Origin of the sequence: Sphingobium sp. R-21 (assembly GCF_049913335.1) — a bacterium.
Taxonomy (GTDB): Bacteria; Pseudomonadota; Alphaproteobacteria; order Sphingomonadales; family Sphingomonadaceae; genus Sphingobium.
On sequence record NZ_CP184375.1, the window covers coordinates 241,334 to 257,775 of the forward strand.

10 protein-coding genes are annotated in these 16,442 nt (G+C 63.4%); 8 read left to right on the forward strand and 2 right to left on the reverse strand.

Translation table 11 applies throughout. The features are described 5' to 3' along the window. Window positions 1–9: 9 nt before the first annotated feature. From ACN9MX_RS15950 to ACN9MX_RS15965, 4 genes are all read left to right on the forward strand, one after another. On the forward strand, window positions 10–3,534 hold the full coding sequence (locus tag ACN9MX_RS15950) for a thioester reductase domain-containing protein (RefSeq protein WP_363832627.1): 3,525 nt from the start codon (window positions 10–12) through the stop codon (window positions 3,532–3,534). Then, on the forward strand, window positions 3,531–5,147 hold the full coding sequence (locus ACN9MX_RS15955) for a flavin-containing monooxygenase (protein WP_363832625.1): 1,617 nt from the start codon (window positions 3,531–3,533) through the stop codon (window positions 5,145–5,147). Before ACN9MX_RS15950 ends, ACN9MX_RS15955 begins: the two co-directional genes overlap by 4 nt. Window positions 5,148–5,176: 29 nt before the next feature. Beyond that, window positions 5,177–6,793, forward strand: coding sequence for a GMC family oxidoreductase (locus ACN9MX_RS15960; protein WP_363832623.1), 1,617 nt, complete (start codon window positions 5,177–5,179; stop codon window positions 6,791–6,793). 148 nt (window positions 6,794–6,941) lie between these two features. Continuing rightward, window positions 6,942–7,451, forward strand: coding sequence for a PepSY-associated TM helix domain-containing protein (locus ACN9MX_RS15965; protein ID WP_363832620.1), 510 nt, complete (start codon window positions 6,942–6,944; stop codon window positions 7,449–7,451). Between the two features lie 249 nt (window positions 7,452–7,700). On the opposite strand, the gene ACN9MX_RS15970 is transcribed toward ACN9MX_RS15965, so the two are convergent. Further along, on the reverse strand, window positions 7,701–8,594 hold the full coding sequence (locus tag ACN9MX_RS15970; protein ID WP_363832618.1) for a LysR family transcriptional regulator: 894 nt from the start codon (window positions 8,592–8,594) through the stop codon (window positions 7,701–7,703). A 75-nt stretch (window positions 8,595–8,669) separates the two neighbouring features. On the opposite strand from ACN9MX_RS15970, the gene ACN9MX_RS15975 reads away from it, so the two are divergent. The 4 genes from ACN9MX_RS15975 (at window position 8,670) to ACN9MX_RS15990 (ending at window position 13,601) form a co-directional block, all read left to right on the forward strand. After that, window positions 8,670–9,278 carry a pyridoxamine 5'-phosphate oxidase family protein gene (locus tag ACN9MX_RS15975; protein ID WP_363752717.1) on the forward strand — a complete coding sequence of 203 codons (609 nt, stop codon included), beginning with the start codon at window positions 8,670–8,672 and terminating at the stop codon, window positions 9,276–9,278. Continuing rightward, the gene (locus tag ACN9MX_RS15980; protein ID WP_363832615.1) at window positions 9,275–9,685 is read left to right on the forward strand and encodes a VOC family protein; all 411 of its coding nucleotides are present in this window, start codon (window positions 9,275–9,277) and stop codon (window positions 9,683–9,685) included. Before ACN9MX_RS15975 ends, ACN9MX_RS15980 begins: the two co-directional genes overlap by 4 nt. 314 nt (window positions 9,686–9,999) lie before the next feature. Beyond that, window positions 10,000–12,378 carry a TonB-dependent receptor gene (locus ACN9MX_RS15985; protein WP_363832612.1) on the forward strand — a complete coding sequence of 793 codons (2,379 nt, stop codon included), beginning with the start codon at window positions 10,000–10,002 and terminating at the stop codon, window positions 12,376–12,378. Further along, window positions 12,378–13,601, forward strand: a complete 1,224-nt coding sequence (locus ACN9MX_RS15990; RefSeq protein WP_363832610.1) for a dipeptidase — start codon at window positions 12,378–12,380, stop codon at window positions 13,599–13,601. The genes ACN9MX_RS15985 and ACN9MX_RS15990 overlap by 1 nt, the downstream gene beginning before the upstream one ends. Before the next feature lie 647 nt (window positions 13,602–14,248). Here the strand turns inward: ACN9MX_RS15990 and ACN9MX_RS15995 are convergent. Further along, window positions 14,249–16,408 carry a beta-glucosidase gene (locus ACN9MX_RS15995; RefSeq protein WP_363832607.1) on the reverse strand — a complete coding sequence of 720 codons (2,160 nt, stop codon included), beginning with the start codon at window positions 16,406–16,408 and terminating at the stop codon, window positions 14,249–14,251. Window positions 16,409–16,442: the final 34 nt, after the last annotated feature.

A 16,442-nucleotide genomic window follows, 5' to 3' on the forward strand; every position in this document is an offset into this window, starting at 1 on the left:
GAGAAGAGGATGACCCAAGAGGTGGACGAATGGGCGGACGTGGCAACCCTTCCCGGGGAGAGCCCGCCAGTCGATGAGCAGCTCCGGGCTATCCAGCCTGACGATCGCGTCACAGCTGCGATCGTCCAGCCAGGATTTCCGCTGACCCAGGCCTATTCGCTGCTGTTCGATGCCTATGCCAATCATCCCGCGCTGGGCGAGCGCGCCTGGCGCATGGTGGAGACGGAAGAAGCCACGCGGGTGCGCGACTATCTCGATGCGTTCTCCACGATCAGCTATGCCGAACTTGGGCAAAGGGTGACCGGACTTGCCACAGCCTGGCGACGGCATGACGAGCACATCGTCCGGCCGGGTGAATTCGTTGCGCTGTTCGGCCAGCCGGGAATTGACATCACCACCGGCATACTCGCGGCGATCTTCGCCCAGGCGGTGCACGTGCCCCTGCTGGCGTCCCAGGCGGCGGAGGACACCCGCACGATCCTGGACGAGATTGCGCCGGCAGCGATGCTGGTCGACATCCGCGATGTGGAGCGGATGGTCCCCTTCGCCCTCGCCACGCCCTCCCTGCGCAGCTTCGTCGTGCTGTCGGCCGATCTCCGCATCGACGAGGATGCGGGAATCATCGCGCGCGCGCGCGCGGCCCTGGCCCAAGCCGGCCACGCAATCGCCCTCGCCACCATCGACGAACTGATCGCCTTTGGGCGGGAGCGGACATTCGAACCGCTCCCGGCGGATCCCGCTGGCCAGGATGCCATGCTGGCGATCCTCTACACATCGGGCAGCACGGGCAAGCCCAAGGGGGCGATCTACAGCGAGGCGATCGTGCGCCTGCCGATCCTTCAGGTGGACAAGCCGCAGGCCAATATCGCGCTCATCTTCGCGGGGATGAACCACTCGCTCGGCTACTCGCATGTGTTCCGTACCCTCGCCCAGGGTGGGACGGTGTTTTTCACCCTGAAGAGCGACATGTCCTCGCTGTTCGACGACCTGCGGATCAGCCGGCCGACCCACCTCAACCTGTTTCCTCGCGTGATCGAGCAGATCTACCAATATTTCCTTGGCGAGGTCCTGCACCGGGTGAGCAGGGGCCAGGACCGGACCGAGGCGGAGACCGCGGTTCGCCAGGCCATGGCAAAGACGTTCCTGGGCGACCGGCTGGTCTTTGCAGTGGTCGGCGGCGCCCCGATATCGCGAGAGCTGCGCCAATTCTTCATGGATACGTTCGGCGTTCCGCTATGCGTAGGCTATGGCTCGACCGAAACCTCGGGCGTGACCTTCGACGGCCGGCTCGACCGCCGCTTCGTCACGGATTTCGAGCTGCGCGACGTGCCTGAGCTCGGCTATTCAAATACCGACCGCCCCTGGCCGCGCGGCGAACTGGCAGTCAAGACGCGCAGCGCCATTCCCGGCTATTACAAGGATGCCAAGGCCACGGCCGGGATCCGCGACGAGAATGGCTGGATCCTGACCGGCGATGTGTTCGAACTGCGCGAGGGCGAGGAACTGGTCTGGATCGACCGGCGGAATAATGTGCTGAAACTTTCCCAGGGCGAATATGTCGCGCTGAGCCAGTTGGAGATCGAATATGCCGGGTCGGTTCCCTGGATCAGGCAGATCTATCTCTATGGCACCTCGTTCCGGCCCAATCTGGTCGCGGTGATCGTGCCCGACCGCGACCTTGCGGCCGGGCGGCTGGGCCATGCCCCTGACGAGACGGAACTGCGCAGCCTGCTTCACGCCGGCCTGGCCGAGGCCGCGCACAAGGCCGGTCTGCGCAAGTTCGAAATCCCGCGCGATTTCATCATCGAGGATGAACCCTTCACGATCGAAAGCGGTCTGCTGTCCACCATTCGCAAGCCGCTCAGGGCCGCGTTCAACCGCAAATATCAGGAGCGCCTGGAATCGCTCTATGATGGCATTGCGGCGCGCCAGCGCGAAGAGGTGCTGATGCTGCGCAATCCGGACTCGGGTCTGACGATCGAGGAGCGCATCGCGCTTGCCCTGCGTGCTACGCTGGGGCGTGACGATATCGATTTGTCGGGCAACCCCAGCTTTCTTGACCTTGGCGGCGATTCCTTCGACGCGATCACCCTGTCCATGCTGCTGGAAGATGTCTTCGGAACCGCCATCTCGGCCAGCGCCATCCTCAGCCCCAGCGGCGGTCCGCGGCGCTGGGCCGAAATGCTTCGCGGCGGCCAGGAGGAGGACAGCCTGACCTTCGCCGCTGTCCATGGCGAAAATGCGCAGGTGCTTGAGGCTGCGGACCTCGACCCCGCGCGCCTGCTGCCGGACGGGGTGGGCAGGGGCGCGAGTCCCGCCAAGGATGCGGCCTTGACGCGCGTGGTGCTGGTGACCGGCGCGAACGGATTTCTGGGCCGTTTCGTCACGCTCGAATGGCTGGAGCGCCTCGCCCCGCTGGGCGGCAGGGTGATCGCCCTGGTCCGGGGCGTGGACGAGGCGGATGCGCGGCGCCGGCTCGAAGACGCCTACGGCGCAGATGACGCCGAACTTGCGAAGCGGTTCAGCGAGCTTGCGGCCGACCATCTCGAGGTCATTGCCGCCGATCTGGGCGAGCGGGGCCTTGGCATCGATGCAGCCGTTCGGGACGATCTCGCCCAACGGGTGGACCGGATCGTCCATGTCGGCGCACTGGTCAACCACCGCATGTCCTACAAGGACCTGTTCCAACCCAATGTGGCAGGGACTCTCGCCCTTATCGAACTGGCGCTTGCCGGGCGGATCAAACCGATCGACTTCGTCTCCTCCCGGGCGGTCTCGGGATTGCCCGGCGTCGGCGGGGCCGATCTGGAAACGGCCGACATACGCGCCGCCCTGCCCCGGATTGCGCTCGGCGATGACTATGCTGTCGGCTATGCCGCCAGCAAATGGGCCGGCGAGGTGCTGCTGCGCCATGCGCATGAGCAGTTCGGCCTGCCGGTCAATGTGTTCCGGTGCGGGATGCTGATGGCGCATCGAAAATTCGTCGGGCAGATCAACGTCCCGGACCTGTTCATCCGCCTTCTGGCCAGTCTCGTGCTGGCGGGGGTACGCCCGCCTTCCTTCTATGCCGATGCCGCCGACCCGGCAGGGTTTGAAGGCTTGCCGGTCGACCATGTCGCCCGCGCCATGGTCGATCTCGCACTGGCCGGCGAGCCAGGCTATCGCAGCTTCGACGTTGCTCCCTCCATCGAAACGGGTTCGGCCTCGCTCGACCGCATCGCCGACTGGATCGAATCGGCCGGCTACCCCCTCGATCGGGCAAGCAGCCATTCGGAATGGCTGGCGCAGCTTGAGGCACGGCTGGAGCGCCTGCCCGCCCAGGCTCGTCAGTCCAGCGCCCTGCCGATTCTTTCCGCCTTCGCCGCGCCCATGACGCGGAGCCAGGTCCGTGCGGGAGGGGCCTTCGCCCACGCGCTGCGGAACGACGGCAGCGAAGCGCCACCGGCCCTGACGGAGGCGTATCTGCACAAGCACCTCGCCGACATGCAGCAGCATGGTCTTATCTCACCGGCTTCCAAAGGATGTGTCCAATGACGAATGAAGTAGACGCGATCGTGGTCGGCGCCGGCTTTGCCGGGCTGTACATGCTGCACAACCTGCGGGAGAAGGGCTTGTCGGCCAAGCTGATCGAGGCGGGCAAGGACGTGGGCGGGGCGTGGTACTGGAACCGCTATCCGGGCCTGCGCTGTGACGTGGAATCGACCGATTACCAGTATCAGTTCTCGGACGAGATCGAGCGCGGGTGGGACTGGCCGGAGCGCTATTCCAAGGGGCCCGTGATCCAGAACTATCTGTCCTATGTCGCCGACACGCTGGACCTGCGCCGCGACATCCTGTTCGAGACGACGGCCACGGCAGCTACCTTCGAAGAGGACAGGCAAAGCTGGCTGGTCGAGACCGATCGCGGCGGCACCTTCCGTGCCAGCTACTTCATTCTCGCGGTGGGACCGCTGACTTCGGTGAACACGCCCCCCTTTGCCGGCATGGAGGAATTCAAGGGCCGCCTGTTCCATACCGCCCGCTGGCCGGAGGATCCTGTCGACTTCACCGGCCGCCGGGTCGGAATCATCGGCACCGGCTCGTCTGGCGTGCAGAGCATCCCGGTCATCGGCCAGGAAGCGGCCAGCCTGACGGTTTTCCAGCGCACCCCGGCCTTCAGCCTGCCGGCCGAAAATCGCGCGCTCTCGGCGGACGAGATTCGGCAGAAGCACGGGCAATTCGCCAGGGACCGCGAGGTGCGTCGCGCCTCTTCGGGAGGGCTGAGCTGGATGCTGAGCACGCGCAGTGCGCTTGAGGTCAGTGACGAGGAGCGCGAGGCCGAGTTCGAGCGCTGCTGGACGTTGGGCGGCTTCGCTTTCATCCAGTCCTTCCGTGACATCCTGCTCAGCCAGGAAGCGAACGACCTTGCCGCCGATTTCATCAAGCGCAAGATCCGGGCCAAGGTGAACGACCCGGAGACAGCTGCTGTCCTGACCTCGCAGGCATATCCGTTCGGTGCCAAGCGGCCGTGCCTTGACACCAACTACTATGAAACCTTCAATCTCCCGCACGTCCAGCTGGTGGACCTGAGGAAAGCGCCGCTCGAACGGTTCTGTGCCGAAGGGATCGTCGCGGGTGGTGCAGTCCATGCATTCGACGATATCGTCCTGGCGACTGGATTCGATGCTGTGACCGGGGCCGTGCTCAAGCTGAAGATCACCGGTAAAGGTGGCCTTTCGCTCGGGGACGTGTGGTCGTCCGGACCGCAGACCTACCTCGGCATCGCCATCGCAGGCTTTCCCAACCTGTTCATGATCGACGGCGCGCAGAGCCCTTCGATCATAGTCAACGCTCCCTTGGCGATCGAGCAGCAGGTCGAATGGGTCGGCGATTGCATCGAGCAGATGCGTCGGAACGGCTACACGACAATTGAGGCCAGCGAACCAGCCCAACAAGAATGGGTTGCGCACGTGGGCGAGGTGGCCAACTACACGCTGATGGTAAATGCGGACTCCTGGGCCATGGGTGCCAATATTCCCGGCAAACCGCGCGTCTTTTCCTTCTATCTCGCCGGTCTCGATGCCTACCGCAACAGGTGCGCAGCGGTGGCGGAGGGCGGCTATGAAGGTTTCCGCCTGGAAAAGGCGATGGGCGCGGTCGCCGCCTGACAGATTCGCAGGACGGACGGGAGGACGACATGGAGTTCGACTATATCATAGTCGGCGCGGGGTCGGCGGGCTGCGTCCTGGCCAACCGTCTCAGTGCGCGGACGGGCAACCGCGTCCTGCTGATCGAGGCCGGGGGCGATGATCGTCCGTTCCGCAATCCCCGGCAGTTTGTCCTGAACAGCCTGATCCACATTCCCGCCGGATACCGCTATACGATGGAGGCTCCGCCGCTTAGCTGGAACTACACGTCGGAACTGGGCGGGATCAACGCGGGCCGGTCCGCGCCGTACCCGCGCGGACGCGTCCTCGGCGGCAGCTCTTCCATCAATGGCATGATCTATGTGCGCGGACAGGCGGCGGATTACGACCTGTGGTCGCAGCTTGGTTGCACCGGCTGGGGATGGAGCGATGTCCTGCCTCTGTTCAAGCGCAGCGAGGACCAATGCCGGGGGGCGGACGACGCCCATGGCGCCGGTGGCCCGCTGACGGTTTCCGACGTCCCCCGCGATCCCGTTTCGGACGCCGTTCTCGCAGCCGCCTCGCAGGCGGGACACAGGCTGGTCGATGACTATAATCGGGGCGATCCGGAGGGCTTTGCCTATATCCAGGCCACCCAGCGGCGCGGGCGGCGCCGGTCGAGCGCGGTCGCCTATCTCCACCCGATCATGCACCGCAAGAACCTCAAGGTCGAAACCGACACTCTGGTGACCGGCATCCTCATCGAGGAGGGCCGGGCGAAGGGGGTGCGTGTCCGCAAGGGCGGCGAGACGCGCGAGATCGCCTGCCGGGGGGAAGTCATCCTGTGCGGAGGCGTGGTCAATTCCCCGCAGTTGCTCGAACTTTCGGGCATCGGCGATCCGGCGATCCTGCGTGCGGCAGGCATCGAGGTGCGCCACCCGCTGGCGGGCGTGGGCAAGAACCTTCAGGACCATTGGTGCACCATGCTGCGCTTCCGCCTGCGGCCGGGCACCCCGTCGATCAACACGGCGGTGAGCGGCGTCGGCCTGATGGGCGAGGTGGCGAAATATCTGTTCGCCCGGAAGGGGGCGCTATCCGCGCCGCCTGCCACTGTCATGGGGTTTGTCCGCAGCGAGGCGGTGCTCGACATCCCGGACATACAGGTCAATATGGTGAGCGCCTCGGCCGATCCCGCCACGGGCGAGATCGACAGCTTTCCCGGCGTCACCATCGCTGCTTGCCAATTGCGTCCGGCAAGCCGCGGATCGATCCATGTCGCCAGCGGCGACGCGACCCGTCAGCCGCGCATCCTGCTCAACTTCCTCGACGCTGCCGAGGATCGCCGGAAGATCGCCGCGGGTCTTCGCATCAGCTGTGAGATATCCCGCCAGCCTGCGCTCGCATCAATAATCGAAGGGCCTGCCGGCGACCATCCGGACGAGAATGAAGAGGCGTCACTGCTCGAACATGCCCGCACTTTCGGTTACGGCATCTTCCACGGCGTGGGCACATGCGCGATGGGCGCCGACGAGCATGCTGTCGTCGATCCGCGCCTGCGCGTACGGGGCATCGCGGGTCTGCGGGTGGCGGACGCCTCGATCATGCCGCGCATCGTCTCGGGGAACACCAACGCCGCCGCGATCATGATCGGCGAAAAGGCGTCGGACCTGATCCTGGCCGACGCCTGATCGGGGACATCAACGAGTGGACCCTCGCGTCCGAGCAGATTGGGAGTGGTTGAAATGGGCCGGATGCAAGGAAAAGTAGCCATCATCACGGGTGGCGCCCGAGGGATGGGGGGCCACCGCCCGGGCCATGTCGGCTGAGGGAGCAAGCGTGATCGCGGCTCGTGCGATGCCGACCAGCGTCGCGCTGGACCGGCTGGTTGCCATTGCGCGCAGAGCCGATCCTGCGCTCGATATTCGGGAAATCCGCATCACACCCGACAATGGCGTCATCTTTCTGGGCCAATCATCCGCCTGGCTGGTACGCGACCGCGCCAATGCGGTGGTGGTCGATCCGGCGACGTCGCGGGTTGTCGCGCGGCTGGATGGACGCGCACTGAGCGCGCATCAGCGCCTTTCCGAAATGGCCGATCCGCTGCATTTCGGCACGTTCGGCGGCCTGTGGACGAAAGCCGTCTGGTTCCTCTTCGGCGCATTGCTGACGGCGATGGCCGTCACCGGCACGATGATCTGCGCGATGCGGCTGGCCAGATCGTCACGCTCCAACGCTGGCAGCATGAAGATCGCCTGGCAAGGCATGGGCGCCTGGGGATATATTGGCATCGCCCTCATTCTCCTCACCCTGATCCTGACGCCGGAGGCGATTAGGGGAGCAAGCTGAAGGACATCGACCGATGCTCTGTAAAAACGCCTGCTTGTGATTGGGTTTCCTGGCGTTTCGGGAGACTTGGTCATGAGGCATTTCGTCGACGGGCAAGATCGGCGGCAGGATAGCTTTCTGCCTGTATCGCTTGATGATTATGTCGCCGAGGATAACCCGGTGCGAGTGGTTGAGGCCTTCATCGATGAGCTGGATTTAGCAGCGCTCAACTTTGGCGGGATTCAACCGCGCTTCAACAGCGATTCTTCATCAACGCCACGCCATCTGCCTTGCCTGCTCCCGCATCGCCTCGATGAAGGCGCGAACCGCAGGCATGGCGGCCCTTCCGGGGTCGTAGAGCAGGCTCACCGGTATGGGCGGCGGCGCATGATCCGCCAGCACCTCGGCCAGCCGCCCGCTCGCGATGTTCGCTGCGGACTGGTAACTCAGCACATTGGCAAGCCCCACGCCCGCCTCCGCCGCGGCGATGGTCGCGTCGATACTATTGACGGTCAGCCGGGGAACCGCCTCCGCGATTGTCTCGCCTCGCGGTCCAAAAGGCCAGGCGCTGCCGACGCGCACCCCGCTGCCCGCAACGCAGCGATGCCTCGAGAGATCGGCAGGGTTCTTGGGCACACCATGCTCGGCAAGATAGGCCGGACTTGCCACGATGGTCTGCCGCACCGATCCTATCGTCACCACCCGCAGCGCGCTGTCGGTCAACGCGCCGATCCGCACCGCCACGTCGATCCCCTCTTCGATGATGCGGACATTGCGGTCGAGCAGCATCATGCGTGCTGTCAGTCCGGCATGGGTCGCCAGCAGCGCGTTGATGACAGGCAGCACATGCAGACGCCCGAACATCACCGGAGCGGTCACATAGAGCTGCCCACGCGGCACGGACCGCCCTCCCATCGCGATCTGCTCCGCCTCGCGCAATTCGGACAATATGCGCCGTGCCCGGTCGAGAAAGGCGGCCCCCTCGTCCGTCAGCGACACCGCCCGCGTCGAGCGATGGAACAGAGTGACACCAAGATGACGTTCGAGCGCCGCGATCGCACGGGTGACGGCCGGCGGCGACATTTCCAGCGCCCGCGCTGCCGCTGCAAAGCCGCGCTGGTCTGCCACCGCGACAAAGGCGGAAAGGCTCTCGAAACGATCCATTATTCCTCAAATTGAAATAGTGAAGACCAATCATCGCGGATTATCGCCATTGTAGCAACGCGCTATTTCCAGCCCATGGCACAGACTTTCCTCCATACCCTCTTCGGTCTCGGCGCCCGAGCCTTGCAGGCGGCTGCCGGATCACGTGCTTCCTATGCCCGTATGGAAGCCGGTGCCGGTCCGGTCGACAGGCTGACCGACCGCGAACTGGACTTCATCTCGGCCCGCGACAGCTTCTACATGGCGAGCGTCTCCGAGGATGGATGGCCTTATGTCCAGCATCGCGGCGGTCCGGCGGGTTTCCTGCGGCATGTGACGGGCAATCGTATCGGTTTCGCGGACTATCGCGGTAATCGGCAATATCTCTCCACCGCCCATGTCGCCGCCGACGACCGCGTCGCGCTGTTCCTGATGGATTATCCAAACCGCCGTCGGCTCAAGATGATTGGACATGCCCGTGCCAGCGAAGACCCGGCGGACATCGCCGCGCTGATGCCGCCTGATTATGCGGCAGAGCCCGAGCGCGCCTTCCTGATCGATGTCATCGGCTTCGACTGGAACTGTCCGCAGCACATCACCCCGCGCTTCACCGGGGTAGAGGTCCGGCGGGCTTCCCAACCCCTCATCGACGAAATCGCGGCGCTGCGTGCCCGCATTACCCAACTGGAAGGACAGGAATCATGACCGGCAAGCTCACCCAGGGTGTCCATCACATCGGCCTCACCGTACCCGATCTCGATCAGGCGCGCGCCTTCTTCTGCGGCACGCTGGGCTTCGCGGAGACGGGCGGCGTTCCGGACTATCCGTCCATCTTCGTGTCCGACGGCGCGATCCTGCTGACGCTGTGGCGCGCGGCTGACCCGCTCACCGCCCGGGCCTTCGACCGGCGCGCCAATATCGGCCTCCATCATCTCTCGCTGTCAGTCGCCGACGATGCCGCGCTGGATGCGGCGTGGGACGCAGTAACGGCGCATCCCGAAGTGGTGGTCGATGCCGCGCCCGGCCCCATCAGCCCGACTTCCTCGACGCGCCATTTCCTCATCTTCATTCCCGGTGGCATTCGTCTTGAGTTCGCCACGCCTTTTGCCTGAAAGGACCCGACGATGTCGCGACCACCAGTCGCCCATGATCGTCGTACACTGCATGATGCGCACTTCGTCAGGCGACGACCCGTCATTGCTCTGCCTGCCGACGGATCTGTTCTGATGGCCGTATCCTCGGATTAGGCATAAGCGAGTAGCGGATTTTCCTCATCGCTTCGTTTCAAATTGCAACTATGCAATAGACCCGTCCGGCAGGCCGAGCGTTCGCCAGCAGGGAAGCGACTGGAGTGGAAAGGCGCATCCTTGGGAACGCGCTCCTGAGAGGCTCGTGACGCCCCCAGACGGGCCAACAGGGAGCCAATATGCCTTCGATTCCTGCTTTCCGCCGCGCATCTCATGCGGCACTCCTACTCTCCTGTTGCGTGGCAGGCCTGCCCTCCGCCGCCTGGTCACAGGATCCCGCTTCGGCCGACGAGAGCAACGCGATCACCGTCACGGGGCGCCGCGTCTCGCAATCGTCCGAAGCGATTGGCGAGGACAAGATCAGCAATGTCGTGGCGGTGACGCGGGAGGCGCTGCTATCGGCGCCTTCGGGCATTTCGGGCCTCAAGATGCTGGAGCAGCTACCCGGCTTCAACGTGCAGACCGACGGCGCGCTAGGCCTTTACGAATTCGGCAACAGCGTCCAGACCCGCGCTTTCAACCTCGACCAGATCGGCTTCGTGGTCGACGGCATCCCCACCGGGCGCAGCGATGCCTTTGGCGGCAGCCCGGTGTTCCGTTATGTCGACAATGAAAATCTGGGCGCGGTCGTCGCCTCGGTCGGGGCGGGCGATGTCGGCCTGCCCAGCTATTCCTCCCTTGGTCCCGTGGTGCAGTATAACAGCATCGCCCCGCAGGACGAGATGGGCCTGTTCGTGTCGCAGAGCTTCGGCGATTTCGACATGAAGCGCACCTTCATCCGCGCCAGCACCGGGCAGATCGGGCCGTTCAAGGCCTATGTCAGCCGCACCAAGCTCAACAGCGACCTGTGGCGCGGCCCCGGCACCGTCGACCGCGAACATTGGGAAGGACAGATCCACGCGGATCTGGGTGGCGACAGCTGGGCGCGGTTGAAATTCGTGTCGAACGATTTCCTCGACTATGACTCGCCCACCATCACCCGCGCCCAATATAACTGCACCGTGAAAAATGCACTGGGCCAGTGTGGGCGCGACTATGCCTATATCGAAAATGTGCCGAACACGACCCCCGGATTCAATCCCACAGTACCGGGCGTCTACTATTCCAACAGCGCTTACACGTCCGTTTATAACCTTGCCATCAACGTTCGCAAGGATCGGCTCTATGGCGCGACCGTCCATGCCGGGATTGCGGACGGAGTATGGGCGGAATCCACCCTATATTGGGAGGATAAGGACGGCTATGGCGTGTCGCCCGACAGCTACGCCAATTCGCTCGGCCGCTACAGGCCGCAGTTGCAGGCCGGGCTGGCCGTCACCGCCCCCAGGGGCGTGCAATATGGCAAGTCCGGCGTTGGCGGCGACCGCTATGGCATCACCAGCAAGCTGCACTGGGAGATTGGCAGCAACGCGCTGGAAGCAGGCATCTGGGCAGAGGTCGACAAATATCACCGCACCCAGGCGCGCTACAACACCACCGACGGCGCGCCCGACGGCGCGCCCAATCTGGACGAACTGGTCTATCTGCGCCGCGACTATCGGTCGCAGCGCGACACCTTGCAGCTCTTCCTGAAAGACACGATCAAGCTGGCCGATGACAGGCTGGTGCTCGATCTGGGCTTCAAGGGGCTGATGCTGGATTACCGGCTGAGCGGGTATCGCGACTTCGACGATTATTATCGCGTTCTGAATGGCGTCGGCGTGCCGGGTTGGGGGCCGTCGATCAACAGCGCGCATTATAACGACATGTTCCTGCCCATGGCGGGCCTGCTCTACAAGCTGGACGGCCGATCGCAGATCTTCGCCTCCTATGCCGAGAATATGGCGCTGCCCAAGGGGATGGACGACATCTATGCCGTCACCCGCCCCGGAACTTCGGCTCTGGTGCCGCAGCCCAAGCCTGAACGGTCGAAGAATATGGAATTGGGCTTCCGCACCAATCAGGGGCAGCTTTATGCCTCCATCGCGGCCTTCTATACCAAATTCGCCAACCGCATTCAGTCGATCACCACCTTTGTCCCGGGCGGCGGCGCGTCGACCGAGACATTCTACCAGAATGTCGGACGCGTTCGCGCCTATGGCGTGGAATTTGCGGGCACCTACAAGCCCTCTTTCCTGAACGGCCTTGCCTATGGCAACCTGAACGTCACCTATAACAACGCCAAGTTCAAGGACGACATCATCGCATCGACCGTGATCCCGATCGCGGGCAAGTTCCTGCCCGACAGCGCGAAATGGATCGTCGGCGGCGGCGTGACGGTGGAACCGGCCAGCTGGCTGGTGGCCAATGTCTCGGGCAAATATACGTCGCGGCGCTGGTCGACCTTCACCAACAGCGCGGGGTCGAGCGTGCCGGGCTATACGGTATTCAGCGCCTATGTCGACATTGGCGATGGTTTCAGCGTCGGCCCGTTGAAGAGCCTGAAGGCGCGTTTCAATGTCGACAATATCTTCGACAAGGACAGGCTGTCCTTCATATCCTCCGCGGTATCGGGTGACGGCGCGTTCCGGCCGCTGTCGCCGCGCACCTTCCAGTTCACCATTTCCGGGGAGATTTGATGCGAGTTTGCCTTCTTGCCGGAGCGGCGCTGATCGCGCTGCTCCCCACCGCAGCATCAGCGCAGGCTGTGCCGAAAAAAGTCTATCAATTGCACCAGAAGATGCTGACACTGGACAGCCACCTCGACACGCCCGCTTCGCTCGACCTGCCCGGCTGGTCGATCGAGGAGGAGCATGATGTGCATGGTGACTATACCCAGGTCGACCTGCCCCGGATGAAGAAGGGCGGCCTGGATGGCGGATTCTGGGCGATCTACACGCCGCAGGGACCGCTGACGGTCGAGGGGTTCCGCAAGGCGCGTGACTTCGCGCTGCTGCGCGGCATGTCGATCCGGTCGATGGTGGCCGCCGATCCCGCCAACTTCCAGCTTGCGCTGACAGCGAAGGACGCCGCGCCGATCGCGGCGACGGGCAAGCGGATCGTCTATATCTCGATCGAGAACGCCTATCCGCTGGGCGAGGATGTGTCGCTGCTCAAAACCTTCTACGACATCGGCGTGCGGGTGTCGGGCTTTGCCCATTTCGCGCATAACCAGTTTGCCGACAGTTCCACCGATCCTTCAAAAAGGCCGCGCTATGGCGGCCTCAGCCCACTGGGCAAGCAATTGCTGGCGGAGATGAACCGGCTCGGCATCGTGCCCGACGCGTCGCACAGTTCGGATCAGGTACTGGACGATCTGTTGGCCCTGTCCAAGACGCCGGTGCTGCTGACTCACTCGGGCTGCAAGGCGATCTACGATCATCCGCGCAACATCGATGACGCGCATCTGAAAGCGCTGGCGGCGCAGGGCGGGGTCATCCAGATGAACGCCTATGGCGCCTATCTGCGCGCATCCAAGCCCAATCCCGAACGACAGAAGGCGATGGCCGCGCTGATGGGTCAGATGCGCGAAGACGCGAAACTCTCGCCCGAAAAGCGCGCCGAATTGCTGTCCAAGCGGCAGGAGATCGACCGGCTCTATCCTGAAAAGGATAAGGCGACCTTCGATGATTTCATGGCGCATATGCTCCATGCGCTCAAGGTGGTGGGACCGGACCATGTCGGCATCGGCCTCGATTGGGACGGCGGCGGCGGGGTGGTCGGCCTTGAGGATGTGGTAGACCTGCCGAAGATCACCAACGCCTTACTGAAGGCGGGCTATTCGGAGGCGGATATCCAGAAAATCTGGTCCGGCAATGTGCTGCGCGTGCTGAAGGCGGCGGAGGACGGCAAGGTAAAATGACCGAAGGCTCCGCCTGTCCCATGGGCTACCCATGTGGGCCGAATGATCAGTGCGGCTCGGGAAGGCATAATCCTCCAGTGATCCGCCCCGCAACTCCAACCACCGGAGCAGGCTGGCGCGAGCATCGTCCATCAATTCGAACTGAACAGGACGCCCGGCTTTTTGCTGAACGACAATCGCCCGCGTCCGAACTTTTCGGTCACAAAGGATGTCGCCGATCTTGATCTTCACCAGGTCACAGCCGCGAAGTTCGCTGTCGATGGCAAGGTCAAAAAGCACCGGTCCAGGGTTTACCCATGCTGATCAAGAAAGAAGCGGATTGCCCATATCTGACGGGGCTCTAGCGCGCGTTTCGCACCGACTTTGCATCCCGCGTTCCATGATACTCGCTCGCGTGCAGCGGGATCAAATTCCGATAATCCCATGACACTTCTCCTCGGGCCACGATAGCCCGGAGGAAGCACGCTCGAAAGCGGACCAGAGCCGGCCATTCACGCATCACTGGTTGAACGGCCGGTCGCGACACGGGCAGCCGGTCGGGTCCCCTGATCGAAAATCTGCCCCCTGCTCTTCTCAGCCATTCCCGGCTTTTGCGATGTCCAAGATGAAGACCATGAGGCTCCTGGTGCCTCGGGATCATAGAGCTATCAGCGAGAAACCATCTGCGCAGCGAGTTTGACGCTCATGACCTCATCCAGATCAAGTGCAGATTGCCCTGTCGCGATGTCGTATTGGCCCCCAGCGATGGCCCAGCCCTTGTCGGTCCAGTCGGCAAGGAGACGGCGATCGACCTTCATCGTTACGGTGCGGCTTTGCCCCGGCGCCAGTTCGACGCGCGAGAAACCGATCAGTCGTCGCACGGGCTTGCCGTTAATCGACACCAAATAGGCCTGGGGCACGTCAAAGCCGCTACGCTCGCCGATATTCTTGACCGTGAGCGTCACACTGGGATCGGAGCCGCCCGATATCTTCAGGCCGGAATGCGCAAATCTGGTGTAGCTCAAACCTTCACCGAAAGCGAAGAGCGGCTTCACGCCCTTGGCCGCATACCATTTATAACCGACGTTCGCGCCTTCATCATAGTCGATCGGGAGGGCCGTCTTCTCAGGCAATCCGAGACCGGGAATCGTCCGCCGTGGAAGATCGCTTTCGTCTGCTGGGAAACTGATGGGCAGCCTGCCTCCAGGATTGACGGCGCCCGTCAGAACGTCGGCGATCGCCTCGCCTCCCCCCTGCCCCGGATACCAGGCCTCGAGGACGCCCTTCACCTTTCCCAGCCACGGCATTTTGACGGGATTCCCGGTCTCGAGCACGACGATCGTATTCGGATTGGCGGTCGCCACCGCATCGATCAGCGCATCCTGCCCTTCGGGCAGCGTCAGGCTCCCATCCACGCCTTCGGACTGCCATTGGGTCGCAAAAACGATCGCCAGATCCGAGTGTGCGGCAAATGCCGCTGCTTCCTCGGGCACGTAGCCGCTGTCGAACTCGATGTTCGTCCGGGGCAGTGCGGCCTGGAGCGCCTTGAGCGGCGACGACGGCATGTAGAGGATCTTCGACCAGTTGCTCATTATCCCGCGTCCGCCGAGCGGCAGCAGCAAGACCTGCCCGGCCGGCGTGACCTGGCTCGATCCGCCTCCGGAGATCACGCCCACGTCGGCATGGCCTCCAATGACCGCGATCGACTTTGCGTTGGCAGCAAGAGGCAGTATGCCGCCTTCGTTCTTGAGCAGGACGATACCGGCATCGGCAATTTTCCGCACGGCGTTCGCGTGGGCGGCAAAGTCGATCGGCCTTTCCCGAAGCGGCGCATCGGCACCGACCGCATAGAGCGATCGCAGGATGCGACGCACCGCGTCGGACACCCGTGCCTTTGGCACGCGCCCGGCTGCCACTTCATCCTGCAGCGGCTTGTCGAAATATGTTTCCTTGTCCAGTTGCGCACCCGACTGCTGATCGAGCCCCTTTGCGAAATAGCTGACGTCGTGAACCGCTCCCCAATCCGACATGACCCATCCCGGATATTTCCAGTCCGCCTTCAGGACCTTGTTCAAGAGGAAATCGCTTCCGCACGCATAGGCGCCGTTGACCTGATTGTACGCGCACATCACAGCGCCCGGATGACCCCGATCGATAGCGATCTCGAAGGCGAGCAGATCGCTTTCCCGAAACGATTTCTCCTCGATCCTCGCGTCGATAGATTGACGTAACGTCTCCTGGTCGTTCAACGCGAAATGCTTGACGGTCGAGACGACATGCTCGCTCTGTACGCCGCTGATCGAAGCGCCGGCGATGGTGCCGGCGAGCAACGGATCTTCACCCGCATATTCGAAGTTGCGGCCGTTGCGTGGATCGCGCGCCAGATTAACCCCGCCGGCAAGGAGCACGTTGAAACCCTTGGACCGCGCTTCATTGCCGGCCAGCGCGCCACTCGCAAAAGCGAGATCGGGGGAGAATGTCGCTGCCAGCAAGAGACTGGACGGCAGGGCAGTCGATATATCGCCCTTGCGAGACTGGAACGGGTTCACGACACCCAGGCTGGCATCGCTTTCATAGATATCGGGAATGCCCAGGCGGGGTATGCCGCGAACAAACCCTGCGGTGGATTTGAGACCCGGGGGGATCGGCGGCAAACCGGGAATTGCGATCGGCATGATGCCATGGAGAAGCTGGAAGCGCTCGACGTCGGTCATCTTGGCCTCGGTCGCCGCGGCCTTGGCGTCTGCCGGATCCTGCGCAGTTGCCGGAAAGCAGGGCGCTATTCCGGAAAGCAGCGCTGCAACGAGCCCGAATCTGACGCTTTTCATTTGCACACCTATAATATTCCATGATGCAGAAGGG

Coding starts and splice junctions, on each gene's coding strand:
- ACN9MX_RS15990 (WP_363832610.1), top strand. CDS start 12,378: ATGCGAGTTTGCCTTCTTGCCGGAGCGGCGCTGATCGCGCTGCTCCCC.
- ACN9MX_RS15995 (WP_363832607.1), bottom strand. CDS start 16,408: ATGAAAAGCGTCAGATTCGGGCTCGTTGCAGCGCTGCTTTCCGGAATA.
- ACN9MX_RS15985 (WP_363832612.1), top strand. CDS start 10,000: ATGCCTTCGATTCCTGCTTTCCGCCGCGCATCTCATGCGGCACTCCTA.
- ACN9MX_RS15975 (WP_363752717.1), top strand. CDS start 8,670: ATGGCACAGACTTTCCTCCATACCCTCTTCGGTCTCGGCGCCCGAGCC.
- ACN9MX_RS15970 (WP_363832618.1), bottom strand. CDS start 8,594: ATGGATCGTTTCGAGAGCCTTTCCGCCTTTGTCGCGGTGGCAGACCAG.
- ACN9MX_RS15950 (WP_363832627.1), top strand. CDS start 10: ATGACCCAAGAGGTGGACGAATGGGCGGACGTGGCAACCCTTCCCGGG.
- ACN9MX_RS15960 (WP_363832623.1), top strand. CDS start 5,177: ATGGAGTTCGACTATATCATAGTCGGCGCGGGGTCGGCGGGCTGCGTC.
- ACN9MX_RS15955 (WP_363832625.1), top strand. CDS start 3,531: ATGACGAATGAAGTAGACGCGATCGTGGTCGGCGCCGGCTTTGCCGGG.
- ACN9MX_RS15980 (WP_363832615.1), top strand. CDS start 9,275: ATGACCGGCAAGCTCACCCAGGGTGTCCATCACATCGGCCTCACCGTA.